18 protein-coding genes are annotated in these 16,491 nt (G+C 64.4%); 11 read left to right on the forward strand and 7 right to left on the reverse strand.

Annotated features, from left to right (window positions below; all coding sequences use genetic code 11):
• The 3 genes from AC1U2B_RS14260 to AC1U2B_RS14270 all read left to right on the forward strand — a co-directional run.
• On the forward strand, window positions 1-159 hold a 159-nt coding region (locus tag AC1U2B_RS14260; protein WP_480217735.1), incomplete at its 5' end, for a DUF3237 family protein.
• Window positions 156-1,088 (forward strand): alpha/beta hydrolase, encoded by a 933-nt coding sequence (locus tag AC1U2B_RS14265; protein ID WP_480217310.1) that lies wholly within the window; start codon window positions 156-158, stop codon window positions 1,086-1,088. The genes AC1U2B_RS14260 and AC1U2B_RS14265, both read left to right, overlap by 4 nt.
• A gap of 101 nt (window positions 1,089-1,189) precedes the next feature.
• Window positions 1,190-2,035 (forward strand): LLM class F420-dependent oxidoreductase, encoded by an 846-nt coding sequence (locus tag AC1U2B_RS14270; RefSeq protein ID WP_480217311.1) that lies wholly within the window; start codon window positions 1,190-1,192, stop codon window positions 2,033-2,035.
• A gap of 15 nt (window positions 2,036-2,050) precedes the next feature.
• Here the strand turns inward: AC1U2B_RS14270 and AC1U2B_RS14275 are convergent, their stop codons facing one another.
• Window positions 2,051-2,611: a TetR/AcrR family transcriptional regulator gene (locus AC1U2B_RS14275; RefSeq protein WP_480217312.1), complete on the reverse strand. Its 561-nt coding sequence runs from the start codon at window positions 2,609-2,611 to the stop codon at window positions 2,051-2,053.
• A 114-nt stretch (window positions 2,612-2,725) separates the two neighbouring features.
• Between AC1U2B_RS14275 and AC1U2B_RS14280 the strand changes: the two genes are divergently transcribed.
• Window positions 2,726-3,817 (forward strand): saccharopine dehydrogenase family protein, encoded by a 1,092-nt coding sequence (locus tag AC1U2B_RS14280; RefSeq protein WP_480217313.1) that lies wholly within the window; start codon window positions 2,726-2,728, stop codon window positions 3,815-3,817.
• A 48-nt stretch (window positions 3,818-3,865) separates the two neighbouring features.
• Here AC1U2B_RS14280 and AC1U2B_RS14285 read toward each other — a convergent pair whose 3' ends face one another.
• Window positions 3,866-5,149 (reverse strand): PucR family transcriptional regulator, encoded by a 1,284-nt coding sequence (locus AC1U2B_RS14285; protein ID WP_480217314.1) that lies wholly within the window; start codon window positions 5,147-5,149, stop codon window positions 3,866-3,868.
• Between the two features lie 348 nt (window positions 5,150-5,497).
• A complete protein-coding gene (locus AC1U2B_RS14290) occupies window positions 5,498-6,868 on the reverse strand; it encodes an amidohydrolase family protein (RefSeq protein ID WP_480217315.1) in 1,371 nt (456 codons plus the stop codon).
• Window positions 6,869-6,958: 90 nt separating this feature from the next.
• On the opposite strand from AC1U2B_RS14290, the gene AC1U2B_RS14295 reads away from it, so the two are divergent.
• Window positions 6,959-7,585 (forward strand): TetR/AcrR family transcriptional regulator, encoded by a 627-nt coding sequence (locus tag AC1U2B_RS14295; RefSeq protein ID WP_480217316.1) that lies wholly within the window; start codon window positions 6,959-6,961, stop codon window positions 7,583-7,585.
• Between the two features lie 44 nt (window positions 7,586-7,629).
• Here the strand turns inward: AC1U2B_RS14295 and AC1U2B_RS14300 are convergent, their stop codons facing one another.
• A complete protein-coding gene (locus AC1U2B_RS14300; protein WP_480217317.1) occupies window positions 7,630-8,571 on the reverse strand; it encodes an SDR family oxidoreductase in 942 nt (313 codons plus the stop codon).
• A 178-nt stretch (window positions 8,572-8,749) separates the two neighbouring features.
• Here AC1U2B_RS14300 and AC1U2B_RS14305 point away from each other — a divergent pair, with 178 nt between their 5' ends.
• Window positions 8,750-9,622 (forward strand): helix-turn-helix transcriptional regulator, encoded by an 873-nt coding sequence (locus AC1U2B_RS14305; RefSeq protein ID WP_480217318.1) that lies wholly within the window; start codon window positions 8,750-8,752, stop codon window positions 9,620-9,622.
• Here the strand turns inward: AC1U2B_RS14305 and AC1U2B_RS14310 are convergent.
• Window positions 9,612-10,550, reverse strand: a complete 939-nt coding sequence (locus AC1U2B_RS14310) for a helix-turn-helix transcriptional regulator (RefSeq protein ID WP_480217319.1) — start codon at window positions 10,548-10,550, stop codon at window positions 9,612-9,614. The genes AC1U2B_RS14305 and AC1U2B_RS14310 overlap by 11 nt on opposite strands.
• Before the next feature lie 440 nt (window positions 10,551-10,990).
• Here AC1U2B_RS14310 and AC1U2B_RS14315 point away from each other — a divergent pair, with 440 nt between their 5' ends.
• The 5 genes from AC1U2B_RS14315 (at window position 10,991) to AC1U2B_RS14335 (ending at window position 14,676) form a co-directional block, all read left to right on the forward strand.
• Window positions 10,991-12,451 (forward strand): FAD-dependent monooxygenase, encoded by a 1,461-nt coding sequence (locus AC1U2B_RS14315; protein WP_480217320.1) that lies wholly within the window; start codon window positions 10,991-10,993, stop codon window positions 12,449-12,451.
• A gap of 52 nt (window positions 12,452-12,503) precedes the next feature.
• A complete protein-coding gene (locus tag AC1U2B_RS14320; RefSeq protein ID WP_480217321.1) occupies window positions 12,504-13,202 on the forward strand; it encodes a DUF899 domain-containing protein in 699 nt (232 codons plus the stop codon).
• The gene (locus AC1U2B_RS14325) at window positions 13,199-13,684 is read left to right on the forward strand and encodes an SRPBCC family protein (protein WP_480217322.1); all 486 of its coding nucleotides are present in this window, start codon (window positions 13,199-13,201) and stop codon (window positions 13,682-13,684) included. The genes AC1U2B_RS14320 and AC1U2B_RS14325 overlap by 4 nt, the downstream gene beginning before the upstream one ends.
• Window positions 13,685-13,930: 246 nt before the next feature.
• Window positions 13,931-14,386 carry a DUF5994 family protein gene (locus tag AC1U2B_RS14330; RefSeq protein WP_071289264.1) on the forward strand — a complete coding sequence of 152 codons (456 nt, stop codon included), beginning with the start codon at window positions 13,931-13,933 and terminating at the stop codon, window positions 14,384-14,386.
• Between the two features lie 86 nt (window positions 14,387-14,472).
• Window positions 14,473-14,676 carry a cold-shock protein gene (locus AC1U2B_RS14335; protein WP_043396795.1) on the forward strand — a complete coding sequence of 68 codons (204 nt, stop codon included), beginning with the start codon at window positions 14,473-14,475 and terminating at the stop codon, window positions 14,674-14,676.
• Window positions 14,677-14,716: 40 nt separating this feature from the next.
• On the opposite strand, the gene AC1U2B_RS14340 is transcribed toward AC1U2B_RS14335, so the two are convergent.
• On the reverse strand, window positions 14,717-15,268 hold the full coding sequence (locus tag AC1U2B_RS14340) for a DUF5994 family protein (protein WP_231575607.1): 552 nt from the start codon (window positions 15,266-15,268) through the stop codon (window positions 14,717-14,719).
• Window positions 15,269-15,568: 300 nt separating this feature from the next.
• Window positions 15,569-16,435, reverse strand: a complete 867-nt coding sequence (locus AC1U2B_RS14345) for a MaoC family dehydratase (protein ID WP_480217323.1) — start codon at window positions 16,433-16,435, stop codon at window positions 15,569-15,571.
• Between the last annotated feature and the right edge of the window lie 56 nt (window positions 16,436-16,491).

A 16,491-nucleotide genomic window follows, 5' to 3' on the forward strand; every position in this document is an offset into this window, starting at 1 on the left:
CCCGGCACCAACTACGGAGACCACTACTTCGTCACCACCCCACGCCTGGAATCCGGAGACCCCCGATACGCCTGGGTCAACCAAACCATCTTCGTCGGACAAGGACGCGTCCAACCCGGACCCGTCGTCGAATTCCAAGTCTTCCGCGTCACCGCATGAGCGGGCTGAATACGCAGGTTCAGCAGTTATTGCAGTCTTTGCCTGAACGCCCTGCCGCGCAGCCGTGGGAGATGTCGATCGCGGCTTACCGCGAAGCCGGCGATAAGTTGATCGCGCTGGCGGGTGACGTTGAAACACGCTGCACGGTAGATGATTTCACCGTCCCGGTGCGGGAAGGGACGGTCACTGTACGCCGCTACCGGCCCAGCGTAGCCGGACTGGCGTTGCCGGGCGTCGTTTATCTACACGGCGGGGCATTTGTCCGCGGAAGCCTTGACACCCATGATCGGCTCTGCCGAAAACTCTGTGTCAGAGGCGAATTCATCGTGATCTCTATTGCCTACCGCCTGGCACCGGAGCATCGCTTTCCCCGTGCCCACCACGACGGAGCCGATGCTTTTTCGTGGGTCGCTGAGCACGCCGACGAGCTGGGCATCGATGCCGACGCCCTGGCGATCGCCGGAGATTCTTCCGGGGGCGCACTCGCGGCAAGCATCGCACTTGCCTCACGTGAACAGGGCCCTCCGGTCAAGGCACAAGGTCTGATGTGCCCGGCGCTCGATGCCACCATGAGCAGCGACTCGGTCGAACGGTACAGGAACGGCCCGTTTCTCACCCGGGCCGCGCTTGAATGGGCTTACGACATGTACGTACCCGAGACCGACGACCGCCGTTCAAGTCTCGCCTCGCCGTTGCTGACGCATGATCTCCAGGGCGCCCCGCCCGCCGTGATCGTCAGCGCTCAGGTGGATCCCGTCGCCGGCGATGCCCACCGCTACAGCGAAAGGCTCGCTGCCGCGGGAATCAAAGTCCGAACCCATGAGTACGCGGGCATGCCACACAGCTTCCCATTGTTGGCGGGCGTACTCGACGATGGCGACGTCGCCATCTCCGTATTCGCGAGAGAACTCGCTGCGTTGCTCAAATAGACGATGCCGCAATCGCTTCTTCACCGGTTGCCATACATTCAAAGCCGCAGTGCCGCAGTCTATTTCCAACATTCTCGAGTGCACGACAGGTGAACCGAACCATGACTGGACCAGCTCTGGGCACCTTCGGCGTATTCGGCCTGTTCCAGCAGTGGAAGCAAATGACCGCCGCCCAGCTGAGCGATATCGAGGCGCTCGGCTACGGAGCAATCTGGGCCGGTGGCTCGCCGCCGGCCGAACTCGACTGGGTTGAGTCAATCCTTGAGGCGACCAAGACGCTGAAGGTGGCAACCGGCATCGTCAACATCTGGTCGGCGACCGCCGATGCGGTCTCCGAGTCGTTTCACCGCATCGAGGCCGCCCATCCCGGCCGATTCCTGCTCGGCATCGGGGCCGGGCATCCCGAATTGACCGCCGAGTACAAGAAACCCTACGACGCGCTCAACGAGTACCTCACCAAGCTGGACGAATACGGGGTGCCCAAGGATCAGCGCATCGTCGCGGCGCTCGGTCCCCAGGTCGTCAAGCTGGCCGCGCGCCGTAGCGCGGGAGCCCATCCCTACCTGACCACCCCACAGCACACTGCTCAGGCGCGCGCACTGGTCGGACCAGATGCGTTCATCGCCCCCGAACACAAGGTGGTGCTGACCACGGACGCCACCCAGGCCAGGGCCATCGGACGGAAGGCTCTCGCCGTCTACCTCAACGGGACCAACTACGTGAACAACTGGAAGCGATTGGGGTTCAACGACTCCGATGTCGCCGCACCCGGTAGTGACGCCCTGATCGACGCGCTCGTCGCGTATGGCGGCACTGACGACATCGCAGGCAGATTGAAAGAGCATCTCGCCGCTGGCGCGACCCACGTGCCCGTGCAGGTTCTGACCGGACCTCGCCAGCTGATTCCCTCACTTGCCGAATTGGCCGGACCGCTCGGCCTCAACTGAACCACATTGCGCGGATCAAAGGCCCGCGTCGCGAAGGTCATCCGTGACTGCCCGCAAGCAGGACGTGAAGTCCTTGCTTCCCTGCCCGTCGATCCACAGGTCGAAGGCATTTTGGAAGGCGATCGTGGCGACCTGTGAAACCAGCTTCGCTGTGCGAGGCTCGACGTGGCGGCACTGGAGCGCTTCGTAGATCGCGGTAGTGACAGCGGCGAGTTTGGTGCGTTCGCGTTCGGTGAGCTCTCCGCTCGCGGCAATCACCGCGCGGCGAGTTGCCGAGTTCTCCACGTGCTCGACAAGGCGTGTGCCGGCGTCGGCGACGGCGCTCAGGGCCGCAGACAGTGGAGCGGCGGCCTCATCGGCAGCGAGGACGGCATCGTGCACAGCGGCCGGAAGCCGTTCCGAGCCGGCGAACAAGACCTCGCGTTTGTCGGCGAAGTACCGGAAGTACGAGCGACGGGTGATACCGGCACGCTCGGCGATCTGCGTCACGGTCACATTGTCGTAGCCGTGCTCTGCGTAGAGCTCCAACGCGGCCTTGGTGAGGCGTTCTTCGGTTCCCGGATCCCACCTCGCCATGGACGGAACCCTAGCAAGCGATGTCTCAGCGTGTCATTACTGATAGCCTTGTGATGACACACTGAGACATCACTCGGTTCAACCCTTCGACGCGGCCCGAAGAGAGGAGTACCAATGGCGCACAACACGTTCGGTAACAACGGTGAGGTATGGATCTTGGGCGCGACCGGCCGGATCGGTGTCGCCGTCGCCGCGCGCCTGGCCGCCCGAGGCTTACCGGTGACGCTCGTCGGACTCGACCGCGCACGGCTGGACAAGGTGCGGACCGATCTCGGCCAGAGTGATCTGGTGAAGGTCGTGGTGGCCGACTCTTCGGCGAGCATGGCGGCTCTGATCACCGCCGAGCGCCCGGCTGTGGTGTTCAACGCCATGGGCTCGTACACCGAGACGGCGGTGCCCATCGCCCGCGCGTGTATGCCGGGCGGCCACTACGTGGACCTTGCCGCTGATCTCGTGGCGATCCCCAAGCTGCTCGACCTCGACGAGACCGCGCGCGCGGCCGGCAGCACATTGGTGACCGGTGCCGGATTCGGCGTTCTGGCCACCGAGGCCGTCGTCGCCAAGCTGTGCGAAACGCGTCCCACGCCAAGTCATGTACGCGTCGACGCACTGTCTTCGGTGTCCACCGAGGCCGGGGTGGTCGGTACGGCTTTCGCCGCCGCGATGGTGGACCTCATCACCACTGGTGGACGCCGCTACGACAGCGGTCGTCTGGTCAACGCTCGTCTCGGCTCCGACGTGCAAGTCCATCGGCTCCCTGATGGTCAGACGATGAAGTCCGCGGCTGCGCCGGCCGGTGAACTCGTCGCCGCCCATCGGATAAGTGGAGCGCCGAACGTGACAGTCACCACCGGTCTCGCCCCGACCTCCGCCATCGTGCGGGTCGCCTTGCCAGCGCTGGCCGCACTGTTGTCCATCCCCAGCCTGCAGCGGTTGGCCGTACGCCAATTGGCCAAGGCCACACTCAAGGCAGCGCCCCGCCCGCGTGCCCACTCCTGGGGTCATGCCGTCCTCACCTGGGCTGACGGCACCAGTCGCGAAGGCTGGCTGCGCGCCGACGACGGCATGGACTACACCGCCGCCGTCGCCGCCGAGACGGCAGCGCGACTCGCCCGCGGCGAAGGCAAGCCCGGTGCCTACACGCCGGCAGCCGCCTTCGGCGCTGACCTTGCCACCGCCGCCGGCGGAGCCTTCATCCTCGACTGAGGCACGCCGCCTTCGGCCCCGATCGAACGCCGGCATCATCGGCCGCTCTCACCGGCCGGCGTCCGCCGGATCAAGCAGCCGATCCCCGAACAGACTGCACAGCAACAGCGCGACTTCCACGTCGAGCCGGTCGTCCTCGATGGGCCGGCCCCGGCGTTCGATCGCCCGCTGCACCCGGTATTTCACCGAGTTCGTGTGCAAATTCAATTCCTCGGCCGCAGCCTTGTTACTGCCACCCGCCTTGAGGAAGGCCTGCAGCGTCTCCCGGAGACGCTGGTCGCTGACGGTCGAACAGGCCAGCGGGCCAAGCACTTCCGTGGCCCACGCCGACAGCGCATCGACATTCGACCCCAGCAGCGCCGCGAGCGCGACACCGCGGTGGCCGAACGCGGTAAACCGGCGCCGTCGGGGACCCGACGCCACCGCGACGACGCGGGCATCCTCGGCCTGCCGGTGCGACAGCCGGAAGCCGGCGACCCCGCACTGCGGAGTACCGGCGGCCACATACGGGCCATCGGCCGGCACCAATGTGCCCAACGTTGTCACCGCCTCATCTACGACCGCCGCAGGCACGGCGACCCAAGTCCATGCCGTGGCCCGATCGACCGAGACGAAAAGCGGCGAGTCCGCAGCGCCGATCGACGCCGCGAACTGCTGAACCAACTGCTCCATCTCGGCCAGGCGGTCCTCGGAGTCGTCGCACCACAGCACCACCGCGAGATGGATCCGCTGCAACGGATATCGAATGGCCACAGTCGCGGCATCGACATCCATCTCGCCACCAGCAAGAAGATTACGAATCTCTGTAATGCGCAGGCTATTTCGGTTCCCCAGCCAAATCTCCCGCGCCTGCTGGTATACCTCGATAACCTCTTGCGAAATCCGGTCGATGTAGTTGAACAACACCGTCGACATCGCGTCGAAAACATCCAACGCCAGTCGCGGATCGAGGTCCGCGGCGCGGATCTCAGCCAACACTGCTTGCAGTACACCTTGGTGGCCGAGGCGGTATGAGCGGGCCAGGACATTGGCAGAGATGTCCCGTTGAGCCAGGCGGCGCGCGATTTCCACCGCCGCCGCCGGAGCCTGCACAAACTCGACGGCGATTCCGTGCCGGACCGTGGAGACGAACGAAATCATGTTCGCCGCGACCGAGTCGAATATCAGCTGACGAAGCTGCTCCTCCTGACGCAGTTCGGCGATCTCGGACAGCAATAGGTCAAGCACCGACCCGGTGATCTCGGCCAGCTTGGCGTCAAACCTCGCCGAGATTGCGGTCGCCGCTTGCGTCAACGGCTCACCCGCGCGGGTGTCTTCCCCGACTCCGACCATGTCAGCTGCCTGTCTTCCCGGCCACACCCAAACCGTAGTTCGTCGTCAGTCTCTTTTGACCCCGAAAGACAACAACCGCCAGATATTTCGGCGTACCACATGACTTTTGAGCCGTCACCATCTGTTCCCAGATGCCGGCGCCTCTGACGCCGTTAACTATGCCGTACTCAGTCGACCTCGGCAGCCAGCTTCGCGATCACACCGTCGTCCGCGGCGCAAGTAAGCCATCAAAAGTTCAGGTTTCGCCGCACCGGTGCCGGTGTGGGTGGGACGTGCCGACGTCCAGATAGCCGGGAACCCGTTTCGTCTCTGAGAAGAATAGGCTCGGCCACAACAGCATTCGCGGCATCACGCAGGATGCGTAGTCGCCAAAGGACGTGCTGGCAAGGCGGTGCGATCAATTGCGGCGCCCCCTTGGAAAACATCACTAATCGCCCGCAGGTTGCGGATATCATCGAGTGGATCACGTTCCAAGAGAACAAAGTCTGCAAGCTTCCCTGCTTCAATCGACCCGATCACATCGTCTTTGCCGTATCCGCGGGCCACGTTGAGCGTGGCACCCGAGATGGCATCCAGGGGTGACATGCCTTTCTCGACCAGCGACTGCGTCCAATGGAAGTGGTCGCCTCCTAGAGTCCACGGGCGGTCCTCACGCTCGTTTAGGGGAAGGTCGCGTTGGTGGTCAATGCTCGGACAGCCTGCGTCTGTGCCCATCATGATTTTTGCGTTGGCACCGATGAGCGTGCGCTCGTTGTCGGCGTAGGCGCCTCCGCCAATAGCGGCACCAAAGCTGCCGTTCCCTTCGAGTGTCTGTAGGTACTGTTGGTGCACGGTCTGCAACTCCGCCCAGGAGTTGCTCGCGACGATACGGTCGACAAGCGAATGCGGGTAAGGCTGGCCCATCGTGTAATTGGCATGAATGAGCACGTCGGCCCCTAGCTCTAGCGACGTCGCCAGCGCTTCGATGGAAAGGCTGTGCGTGAGCACCGGTACGCCCGCCGAGCGCGCCTCTTCGACGATGGCGTCGAGGACCGGGCGGGTGAACGTTTGGTACGAGCGGTCGGTGCCGACCGTCATGAAGATGTGGTCGCTGACTGCAATTTTGAGCATGTCAACGCCACGGCTCAGATAGTCGCGTACCTGCGCTCGAACCTCATTGCGCGGCAACAGGCTGAGCTGGTGTCCGACGCCAGCTTCGAACATGGCATCGATTCGGTTGACGAAGGTTTGTGAGGCAGCCCGCCGTCCGGCGAAGTGGAAGTCTGCACTGAATGGGCCACCCATGCCGATGATCGCGCCCGCCGCGAATATGCGGGCCCCCTGCGAGACGCCTGCGTTGATTCGGTCGCGTGCGGCGAGGACCGGCTCCACGGCGTTGTAAGTGTCGAACACAGTAGTCACGCCGTTGCGCAGCACCACTTGTGCGGCTTCCTCGATGACCTCGACATAACGGCCTTCCCACCGGGCCAGATACTCGATGGTGCCGGGTCCCATCATGAACATCCACGCGTCGAGAAGGTGGACGTTGCCGTTGATGAAGCCAGGGACCATCCAGCGGTCGGTGCCGTCGATCACGGTCGTACCTGCCGGTATTTCGGTACTTGCTGTCGGGCCAATGGTCTTGAAGCGGTCACCTTCCACGATGACTGTGCTCGTCGGTCTCGGCGGGCCGCCGCGACCGTCGATCAGATGCACGTTGGTGATGGCGGTGGGGGTCATTCGGCTCTCCTTTGTAGACCAGACCCGAGTGATGGTATCCGAATCGTTCGATTCGGTAAAGTGGTTGTTCGAATTGTGTAGGCTTGCTTGATGACCAAATCGGCAGGCAGTGCAGGGGCCGCCGCGGACGGGCGCACACTGCGGTGGGAACACAGGAAGCCCGAACTCCTTGCCGCGGCAACCGATTACGTGCTCGAAGCCGGCGTGGCTGATTTGACGTTGCGCCCCCTGGGGTCCGCGATCGGCGCCTCGATCACAACGCTGATCCGACATTTCGGCAGCAAAGAGAACTTGGTGCGTGAGGTCTGCCAGGAGATCCTGGGCGAGACAATCGAAGTGTTCGATCAATTTTGGGCACGCAGCGACGGCCAGCCTGCCGAAGTGCTTCGTGGCCTGTGGAACCTCTGGCTGGCTCCGGAGTACTCCCGACAGTTCGTCTTCTTCTTCGAGCTTTACGGGCTCGCACTACGCGAACCAGAGGCCTACGAGTGGTTTGCAGATTCGGTAGTCCACAATTGGATCGCGCCCCTTCAGCGTGCACTGACCACCCATGGCATCGAGCCCCGGCGGGCCAGCACGATCGCAACCCTGTTCCTTGGATTGGTCCGCGGGCTGTATCTGGATATCGCCGCAACCGACGACGTCGAGCGCGTGGGTGCCGCCTACGACTTAGCGATGACACTGCTCGAACCAGCCTTGAAGGCTGACGGCGCCTGACCTGTTCGCAGTCGCCAACAGCGGAGCAACCGCAGCAGGCTGGTTCAGCGGGTGGCGAATTGAACGCCGACGAGTTCCTCCGACCTTTCCCACACTCGCGCGGCCTCCTCGCCGTCGCGCGCCGGCCGATAGACCTTCTGTTCGGCGGGAGGTCCCGACAAGTGCAGAAAACCGCTGGGTCCATAGAACTTGCCGCCTTCAGCATCTGGATGCGTAGCCGCATAAAGAGCGGGGAGCATTCCTTGTTCAGCCGACCGGTTCAAAAGGCCGAACCGCGCGAACGCCTTCACCATCCGGAAACCCAGAGTGTCGCGGGAACGGCCCATATGCGGCTGTGCCTTCAGCAGATTGGTGGGAGTCACGCCGGGATGGGATGCGTTGCTGGTGATACCCCACCCGGCGGCGATGCTGCGCCGATCGAGCTCCAGGGCGAACATCAGATTCGCAATCTTGGACTGACTGTAAGCCTTGGAGTCCGAATAGGACTGTTCGAAATTGAGGTCATCCCAATCGATCCCGTTCATCTGCGCCGAGATACTCGACTGAGTGGTGACACGAGCGGTGCCGGCACTCAGAAGCGGCAGTATCCGGGCTGTGAGCGCAAAGTGCGCCAGATGATTGGTCCCCCACTGCAGTTCGAATCCGTCCACAGTCGTCTGCCGCTCGGGCGGGCTCATGACGCCGGCGTTGTTGACCAGCACGTTGATCGGGCGCCCAGCGCTCAGCAGACTCTGCGCAAGATCGGCGACCGACTGCAGAGACGAAAGATCCAGCGGAAGGAGCTGAATGTCAGCTTCCGGCGCCATGGCACGGATCTCCTGAATCGCCTTGTCGCCCTTGGCGAGATTACGAACAGGCAGCACCAGGTCAGCCCCGGCGCGGGCGAGTCTGCCGGCAAGGGCGAAGCCGATGCCGTCGCTTGCACCTGTGATCACGGCGAGTCTTCCCTGCATGTCTGGCACGACAACCTGCGATCTGCTGCTCACTCCGGCTCCTTTCGTGTCACCTGCGTTTGCCGCTGATCCGACACTGTCACGTCGCGCCGCCTCATTTCAGGCCGAAGTTATCCGCTGATCGACGCTCCCCCTTTCACGTCCACGGATCACCGATCCGCGGATGCTCAGGTCCTTCCACCGGTCCGCAGTGCAGCCGGATCATCGAGACGTGAATGCACCGGATGTCGATCTCGGCCGGATGGCGGAGTTCCTGCGAGCACGGCGCTGGGCGCTGCAGCCCGAGGACGTTGGCTTCGCCCGTGGTAGGCGCCGGCGCACGCCGGGTCTTCGTCGCGAAGAAGTTGCCGAACTCTGTTCGATATCGACCAACTATTACAGCCGGCTGGAGCGGCCTCGCGACATCCAAGCGTCTGGGCCGCGTCCCTCGCCCACTACGTTGGCCGGCATGGCACGGGGCCTTCGGCTCACCCGCGAGCAACGTGACACCTTGTTCGCCGCAGCCGGTTACGCCGCCGATGACGATGGGGGCTACGCGCATGTCGATCCGGGAGTGATGCTGCTGCTCGACAGACTCCCCGACACACCGGCGCACGCCGTCGGCCCGCTGGGCGAGGTGCTCTGGCAGACAAGGGCTTCCATATCGCTGATCGGAGACCTCAGCAGGTACACCGGGCGAGCACGCAGCGGTTATTATCGCTGGTTTCTCGCCGCCGGCGAGCGGCAGCGTTACGCGCTCAGTGATCACCGCGCAATCAGTGTGGAGATCGCTGCGGACCTGCGGCGCGCGCAAGCAAGCGCGAGAACAGGTCGTTCCGTGACCGACCTCATCGCGTTGTTACGCAGTCGAAGTGACGAGTTCGCCGTGCTCTGGGAAAGCGACGACCTCAGAGACGAACCCTCGACCATTGAGGCGCGCTGCTTCGTCCATCCGTCACTCGGTCCTCTCACGTTGCAGCGCGAAGTACTCGCGGTGACCGACCGCAGCCAACGGTTAGTGATTTATCACGCGATTCCAGGTTCTGCCGATGACACCACCATGCGGCTGCTGTCAGTCATCGGTCACCACCGATTCAGCTGCTGAGCGGTGCCTGCCCGGCGCCGGCTTCAGCAGGGGCGTCACGCTGGTAATCGTGCGGGGCGGCGCAGAGCGCCGCGAGCTTGCCGCGGCTTGTCGTACCGGGATCTGCGGTGAACACGAGCAGCGTGTGGAGGTGTGCCACATCGTGGAGCACCTGACACTGAAGCTCGAGAATTCCCAACCGCGGGTGCACAATTCGCTTATTGAGCTCGTGTGACTGGTCCACATCGTGTTGCGCCCACTGCTCAGCGAACTCCGGGCTGCGCTGCAGTAGCGAGTCGATCACTTGGGCTGCCCGGGATTTGGCGCCGTCACGCACATAGGCGATGCGAGCGCCGGCAACAAAAGACCTCCCCACCTTCGGATGATCCTCGACCGGATATACGCTGCGCGCGGCCTCATCGGTGAACCACCGGTACAGGATGCTGCGGGACAGCCCTTCGTACCTGGTCTCATCACCGAGAAGTGCACGCGCCGGCGGCGTCTGGACCAGGGTCTCCCCCAGCGCCGACATTACTTGTGCCGGCGTGTCCTGCAGTCGATCCAGTATGCGCATCATCGCAGCGCTGACCTCGTTGCCGACCGGGGTGCGCGCAGGCGCATTGTGTCCGGCCAGTCGGAACAGGTGGTCCCGTTCGTCGAAAGACAGGCGCAAAGCCTTGGCCAACGAGGCGACCACATCCACCGAAGGTTGTGAGGCGCGCTGCTGCTCCATGCGGCAGTAGTAGTCAGTGGAGATCATTGCCAGTGCCGCAACTTCCTCGCGACGCAGGCCACTCGTGCGACGCCGCGGGCCGCCGGGCAACCCGATTTCCTCAGGAGTCAGCGCCAGACGCCGGTTACGGAGGAATTCGGCGAGTTGACATTGATCCATGCGCCCATTGTCCCTGCGATCGGGCGAACATCCAGGGACTCGCACACCCCCGATCATCGGATGGACATCGCTGGCACTCGCGCAACCATCACGCCAAAGTACCGGCGGCACCCCTCATACAACCCGACCGACTGCGCGGCGGACATCTCTATGTGGGGCAAATTAGCCCTGGTCGGCGACGACCGCGGCAACTCGGCTTTCGGTGTGTTTGCTCCTCGCCAGAATTCAAAATGCAGCCGACCGGGCAACGCCAGGCGCCAGAGTGCCATCCCACGACGTCGAGAACCGCATACCGCCAGTGCATCGTGCTCAAGACTGCAACCTTGCCACGTTGTGCGATCTGAAATGACGAATTGCCACGCAGAATAAGGAGTCACACTCCCTCCAGCCACTTTCAACATATAGCGCACCCGGGGGCTTGTGGCAAGACCCCCCTCATGCTCCAGAATCGCTGGGCTGCAACGCAACTTGCGGCTTGATCGTCTTGAGGGGGACGCATGACAGACACCGACGTGATCATCGTGGGCGCCGGACCGACCGGCCTGACCCTGGCCACCGAACTCTGCCTGACCGGGGTCAAACCGCTTGTGCTGGAACGGCTCACCAACATCCGCGAGGTCGCCAAGGCCGGCGGCATCGGCGGTCAGATCCTGAACCTCTTGCGCTACCGGGAACTCGGGGAACTGCTCGACGACGCGGCGGGCGCACCCGTCACCGCCAAACTGCCGTTCGGCGGCATCCATGTCGACCTAACTGAGCTCGATGAGTCACCGATGCAGGTGCAGCGACTCCCCCAACCGCAACTGGAGGCGCTGCTGGAGGACCACGTCCGCGGGCTCGGAGTGGAGGTCCGGCGCGGCCACGAGGTGACCGGCCTACAGCAGGACGAGGACGCCGTGCACCTCGATGTCCAGGGACCTGACGGCCCGTACCGCATCAGCGCGCAGTACGTGGTGGGCTGCGACGGGGTGCGTAGCCGGGTCCGGGAACTGGCCGGCATCGAGTTTCCGGGCATCGTCTACCCCGAGGTCCATCGGATGGCCAACGTCACGTGGCCGCACGAGATCACCGTCCGCGACGACGGCGACTACGACGTGCCCGGATACGGCCGTCTGCCCTGGGGGTACAGCCAGACCGAAGGCGGAATCTTCGCCATCGCGTCGTCGGAGCCCGGACGGCTGGGCATGTACACCAGCGAGGCTCCCGATCACGACTACGACGATGACGACCCGATGACGCTGGACGAATTCCGCGACAGCGTCCACCGCGTGCTCGGCGTGGACATTCCGCTCGGCGAGTCACAACGGCTGACCCGCTTCACCTACGCGGCCCGGCACACCGAGCATTACGTCGCGGGCCGGGTGCTGCTGGCCGGCGACGCCGCCCATCAGATTCCGACGGGCGGCGTGGCCGTCTCGGCCGGGATGCTCGACGGGGTGAACCTCGCCTGGAAACTGGCCGCCACGATCCAGGGCTGGGCCCCACCCGGACTGCTCGACACCTACCACTCCGAGCGTCACCTCGCGGGTGAGCGGCTACTGCTGCACGCTCAGGCCCAGGTGTCGTTGCGGCGTGGACACGACCCGGCCGACGAGGCGCTGCGAAAAGTGTTCAGCGAATTGGTCTCCGACGCGCCCGCACTCGCGCGGGTCGGCGCGATGATCGCGGCGTCCGACGTCCGGTACCCGATGACCGGCGCGCAGCCGCACGCCCTGGCGGGCGCGTTCGCGTCGGGCCTGCCCGACGACGTCGTGGCGGCTCTGCGCGCGGCGCGACCGGTCTTCGTCGGACCGACCGAGCTGTGCAACGTCGCGGCGCCGTGGGCCGACCGCGTCGACATCCTCGATCACCCCGGTGACGCCCTGCTGATCCGGCCGGATGCGCACATCGCCTGGGCGGGTGCCACAGAAACGGGACTGCGCGACGCGCTCACCCACTGGTTCGGCGAGCCGCGATGAATATTCGGGCCCGCACCGGTCTATCCCATGAACACACTCTTCAGGAGGCAACATGACCGAGCAGACCGCCCTGCCACCGGTGGTCGACCAGGACACCTGGCGTGCCGCCCTCGACGACCTACGCCGACGCGAAAAGGCCGCGACGCGCGAACTCGACGCCATCGCCGCGCAACGGCGCCGGCTGCCGATGGTCGAGCTACCCGACTACACGCTGATCGGTGCCGACGGTCCCATCTGGCTGGCCGACATCTTCGACGGCCGGTCGCAGCTGATCGTCTACAACCACATGTGGACCGACGGTGCCGAGTGGCAGTGCTCCGGCTGCACCGGCTACACCTCGCAGTTCACCCGGCTGGATTTCCTGGCCAACTACGACGCCCGGTTCGTCATCGTCACCAACGGACCCATCGAGGAAGCGCTCGCCTACAGGAACAAGGTGGGCAACCAGATGGATTGGTACTCGTCGTCGGACAGCACCTTCGGATCCGACGTGGATGCCGCACCGGGCGACGGTTTCGCGGTGAATGTGTTTCTCCGAGACGGCGACACGGTGTACCGCACCTGGCACACCAACGGCCGCGGCACCGAGCAGCTGGGCCACAGCTTCTCGCTGATCGACGTTCTGCCCTACGGCCGCCAGGAGCAGTGGCAGGATTCGCCCGACGGCTGGCCCAAATCGCCGACTTACTCCAAGTGGGCCGGCTCCCCCGATATCGCACGCCTCTACGGACCGAACGGACAGCACCGATGACCAGCAACACGACGGCACAAGAACGCTTCGTCGCCACCCGCACCATCGCCGCGACGCCCGCGGCGGTGTTCGCCGTGCTGGCCAACCCTGCGCGGCACAAGGACACCGAGCCGGGCGACTGGGTCCGCGACGCCATCGACTCCGCTCCGATCACTGGTACCGGCCAGGTTTTCGCCATGAACATGTACCTCGACCAGGCCGGCGGCGACTACATCACGCACAACCGGGTCACCGACTTCGAACAGGACAAGACCGTCGGCTGGGCGACGGGGAGTCTGGACGACTCGGGCGAATACATCCCGGGCGGTTGGTGGTGGCGCTACGACCTGGCCCCGAACGGCGACGGCACGGATGCCACCCTGACCTACGACTGGACCGGAACGCCGCAGGCCTTCCGCGACCAGATCGGCGGCATGCCACCGTTCCCCCTCGGGTTCATCGAGGCGTCGCTGGCTGCCCTCGATCGGGCCGTCACCGGCTGATTCAGACCGCCCACCCCCACGCGACAACCTTTGCACAACAAAGGATTTGACGCGTGGGGGTGGGCGGAACAACGCACGATCGATCGGACCGTCGGGTTACGAGCATCGATCAAGCCGATTTGCCCCTGGGCGGATCCCGGGTATGCTGATTGCATCGGCGGTACTTCGTCGCGTGGCTGATCATTGCCACGCCGTCGCCGATTCGAAGAAGTTTGGCCGATTCGCGGTCAAGGCAGGAGCGTCGGAATGACGCCGCAACATGACCACACGACCCTGATCGACCGCACCACCCCGACGCACACTCCCCGTTTACGGTTGAAGCCCAAGGCTCCCCACAGCGGATATGTGGACGGGGCGTGGTGGCCGCACACCAGCAACCTGAGCAGTGAACTGCCCGACCTCTTGTCCGTGCTGTCGGTTCGTCTCGGACGGATCGACCGAGTGCTGTACAACGTCGGCGAGTGGTCGGGCGCACCGTCCAAACTCGACACCGGCGGACGGCAGGTCCGTCTGGACGGATATCAGCGCCAGCCCATCAACACCGTTGAGGTGATTGGGCTCGACCGTGACAGGATCGTCCTCCTGACGGTGCCCGCAGCCACGGATCCGGCGGAAGCCCATAACGCGCTCATGAACGCCGCGCGGCCCGATGACCACACGACCGTGCTGGGCATCCTGGCTGCCGCGCAGCATGCCGACTAGCCAGCTAAGAATCCCTTACGCTGCGCCCCAACAGATTTGGATGCGCCGATGCGCATTCATGATGAAAAAAAGAAAGTAGTAACAGCATGACCGAAGGTACCGTGAAGTGGTTCAACAACGAGAAGGGCTTTGGATTCATCGCCCCGGACGGCGGCACGCCCGACGTTTTCGTTCACCACACCGAGATTCAGGGCAGCGGCTTCCGCTCGCTTGAAGAGAACCAGCGAGTGAAGTTCGACGTCACCCAGGGCGCCAAGGGCCCGCAGGCCGTTGGCGTTACCGTCCTCTAAGCACGCCAAAAGTCCTGGGCTGGCGCGGGTTTGCCCCGCGTCAGTCCAGAATTTTGCCTGAAACCCTTTGCCGCCGTGCGGCTGTCAAGATTTCTTCAGCCGTCTGCAACATCGCCTCTTCGCCTCGCCGCAGGTCCACTGCTTGACTGGCTGCGCGTCGCAGCACCATGCCGGCCAACGAGCTGTTGGTCGTGCTCGGCACGATGAGCAGAGTCGCGCTCGCGTCAGATCCCCTGATCGTCATGATGTGTTGAGGCTTGGTGCGCCAGTCCCGCCAATTGAGATTTGGCGGATTGTGCAGCGGCGACCAATTGAGCTCCACCGAAACGATTTTCCCCAATCGGTCTTCCAAAACCGTCACCAGACCGGCCAATTCGTCGGCCAGGGCTCCGGTGTATGGCCACCACGCGCCGTCGAGCCGGCCGCCGAGATCATCAGCCAGACACAGCCGTACGGGTTTGTCTGCGCGTATCCGCTGCGTGAGGTATGCCATCAGAGCATCGCAGAGTGTCTGAGCCGGTCCGTGCGCCATGCCATGAGAAATCCTTACGGTCGATGCCGCGACGACCACCGGCAAAACGGCGACGGACATTACGCTGCAACTCAATTTGAGCCGAGCCGCCGAGCGGCAACGACACGGCCCCCTCAATGACGCTACGCCGTCTGCGCGGCCGCCGGTACGCGTAGAGTCGATATATGGCCCCGAAATGCCCCCGATGCGGCAGCACCGGCATGTATCCACTGGCCAGTACCAGCCCCAAACCCGCCGCGAACGGCGGGCGGCGATGGGAATGCGTCGATTGCGGCAAAAACGTTTTCCGCAGTGGCCCGGTTCCCGATACGCCCGCTTCCGCCGGTCACTGACACGCCGCGCCAACGCGGCGCGGAATCGTCAGTCGCTGTACTCCGCAGTCCCATCCTCGAGCACCAAGCGGGCATTACTGCCGTCGGTCCCGGCGGCTTCGGTGCGGAACACCGCGCGCCCGGGCTCAGTGCGCCACACCGACGTCGTCAACGTCTCGCCGGGGAACACCGGTGAGGTGAAGCGTGCGCCGACAGCCTTGATCTTGGCGGCATCGCCACCGCCGAGCTCGGAGACCAGGACCCGGCCGGCGACCCCGTAGGTGCACAGGCCGTGCAGGATCGGCTTCGGGAATCCCGCGAGGGTCTGCGCGAACCACGGGTCGCTGTGCAGCGGGTTGCGGTCACCCGAGAGCCGGTAGATCAGCGGCTGGTCCTCGGTGGTGGGCAGCGCGACGACGGCGTCCGCAGGGCGATCCGGGATCTCCGGAGCCGCGGCCCGCTCCCCCGGTTGTCCACCGAAACCACCCTCGCCGCGGATCACCGCGGTCGACCACGATTCGGCGATCACGTTTCCGTGGTCGTCGGTGGCGGTGCCCTTGAACGTCAGGATGGCGTTCTTGCCCTCGCCCTTATCCTGGATGTCGACCACCTCGGAGCTGACGTTGAATCGGCCCGACGGCGGCAGCGGCGCATGCAGCCGAATCTGCTGGCTGCCGTGCAGCAGCTTGCCGAAATTGAAGCTGCCGACCTCGCCGACCGCGCCCCAAGCCGGGCAGCAGATGACCGCGTACGTGGGCAGCACCTGCTGGTCGATGTCGTGGCTGTTCTCCGTGGTGAACGCCAAATCCTTGGTCCCGCAACCGACTCCGAGTGCGTAGAGCAGGGTGTCGCGTTCGGTCCATTCGAAGGGCTGCGGTGCGGTCTTGGCTCCGACGGCGTTGGGGTTGATCGGCATTCGGCGGTTCTCCCTCACAGGTGGGTGTGACAAATTCGGACCCTACGCGCTATTGA

This window comes from Mycolicibacterium sp. P4_G11, assembly GCF_056555145.1.

Coding starts and splice junctions, on each gene's coding strand:
- AC1U2B_RS14265 (WP_480217310.1), top strand. CDS start 156: ATGAGCGGGCTGAATACGCAGGTTCAGCAGTTATTGCAGTCTTTGCCT.
- AC1U2B_RS14325 (WP_480217322.1), top strand. CDS start 13,199: ATGACCAGCAACACGACGGCACAAGAACGCTTCGTCGCCACCCGCACC.
- AC1U2B_RS14280 (WP_480217313.1), top strand. CDS start 2,726: ATGGCGCACAACACGTTCGGTAACAACGGTGAGGTATGGATCTTGGGC.
- AC1U2B_RS14270 (WP_480217311.1), top strand. CDS start 1,190: ATGACTGGACCAGCTCTGGGCACCTTCGGCGTATTCGGCCTGTTCCAG.
- AC1U2B_RS14310 (WP_480217319.1), bottom strand. CDS start 10,550: ATGATCGGGGGTGTGCGAGTCCCTGGATGTTCGCCCGATCGCAGGGAC.
- AC1U2B_RS14295 (WP_480217316.1), top strand. CDS start 6,959: ATGACCAAATCGGCAGGCAGTGCAGGGGCCGCCGCGGACGGGCGCACA.
- AC1U2B_RS14275 (WP_480217312.1), bottom strand. CDS start 2,611: ATGGCGAGGTGGGATCCGGGAACCGAAGAACGCCTCACCAAGGCCGCG.
- AC1U2B_RS14285 (WP_480217314.1), bottom strand. CDS start 5,149: ATGGTCGGAGTCGGGGAAGACACCCGCGCGGGTGAGCCGTTGACGCAA.
- AC1U2B_RS14290 (WP_480217315.1), bottom strand. CDS start 6,868: ATGACCCCCACCGCCATCACCAACGTGCATCTGATCGACGGTCGCGGC.
- AC1U2B_RS14335 (WP_043396795.1), top strand. CDS start 14,473: ATGACCGAAGGTACCGTGAAGTGGTTCAACAACGAGAAGGGCTTTGGA.
- AC1U2B_RS14345 (WP_480217323.1), bottom strand. CDS start 16,435: ATGCCGATCAACCCCAACGCCGTCGGAGCCAAGACCGCACCGCAGCCC.
- AC1U2B_RS14320 (WP_480217321.1), top strand. CDS start 12,504: ATGACCGAGCAGACCGCCCTGCCACCGGTGGTCGACCAGGACACCTGG.
- AC1U2B_RS14315 (WP_480217320.1), top strand. CDS start 10,991: ATGACAGACACCGACGTGATCATCGTGGGCGCCGGACCGACCGGCCTG.
- AC1U2B_RS14340 (WP_231575607.1), bottom strand. CDS start 15,268: ATGTCCGTCGCCGTTTTGCCGGTGGTCGTCGCGGCATCGACCGTAAGG.
- AC1U2B_RS14330 (WP_071289264.1), top strand. CDS start 13,931: ATGACGCCGCAACATGACCACACGACCCTGATCGACCGCACCACCCCG.